The 951-nt window shown below is 66.2% G+C and carries 1 pseudogene; it reads right to left on the bottom strand.

The window, feature by feature from the left end:
• A pseudogene (locus G3N96_RS38770) lies at positions 1 to 951 on the bottom strand (hypothetical protein); the annotation flags it as partial.

The raw sequence follows: 951 nt of genomic DNA on the forward strand, positions 1-951 counted from the left end.
TGGGGGCGTCGATGATCTGTTCCGGAGGGCCGTCACCGGGGCCGTTGGCCGTCATCGCGAAGCGCATGCCGGCCCAGCCGTTGCGCAACTGTGCGCGCGGCGTGAACATCATGTAGCGGTGGAAGCCTGTGCCGAAGTCGAACAGGCGTGCCCACGTTTGCGCGCCGTTCCAGAACACCCAGCTGGCGATGGTGAAGTCCGACACGTCGACCAGCAAATCGTCGGGCAACGCGACATACGCGCCCGAGCCGTTGAGCGAGACCGCGTTGCCGTTGTGCCCCGCCGCCCACGTTGCGCCGTTGAGCGTGCCATTGCGCCTGTTGCCCGAGCTATCGGCGGCCGTGATGCCGCTGCCTTCATCAAACGTGAGGTGCGCGAGCAGCTGCTGCGCCGTGGTCACTTTCACTTCGTTGGAGAGCGCCGATTCGCCCGCAATCGTTTGCGCTGTCACGACGTAAAAATACGTGCCGGCAGCGGCTGGCAGATCCGTATAAGTCAGCAGATCGGTGATCCCGCTCTGGATGGTTTCATATGGCCCGCCGGCAAGGGTGGCGCGCTTCACGTTGTAGCTGACGGCGTTGCTGCTGCCCCACCATGACAGCACCGCCTTGCCCGCGCTCGCGTACCCGGTCAGGCCGGTCGGCGTGGCGGCGGGGGTGCCGGGGTCGAGCGTGCAAGTGAGCGTGCCGTAGCCAAGCTGATCGAAGCCGCCACTGTTCGGGCCGTAGTTGCCGCCGCCACCTTCCGGTGCCACCAGTTCGGCAGCGCGCTTGGTATAGGGCGCCGCCAGACCTTTACGGTTGATGTAATGGTTGGCCACCAATGCCCAGCAGGGCCGCCCCAGCGCGTCGCCTCGCCCACCGGCGGCGAACTGCGTCTGGGTGACGCCGGCGCTGTTCTGGTACGTGACGAAAGGCACCGTGTAGAACGCGCCGTCCGCCTGCTTCAGGT

The sequence above is a fragment of the Burkholderia sp. Se-20373 genome (assembly GCF_017104705.1).
Taxonomy (GTDB): Bacteria; Pseudomonadota; Gammaproteobacteria; order Burkholderiales; family Burkholderiaceae; genus Burkholderia.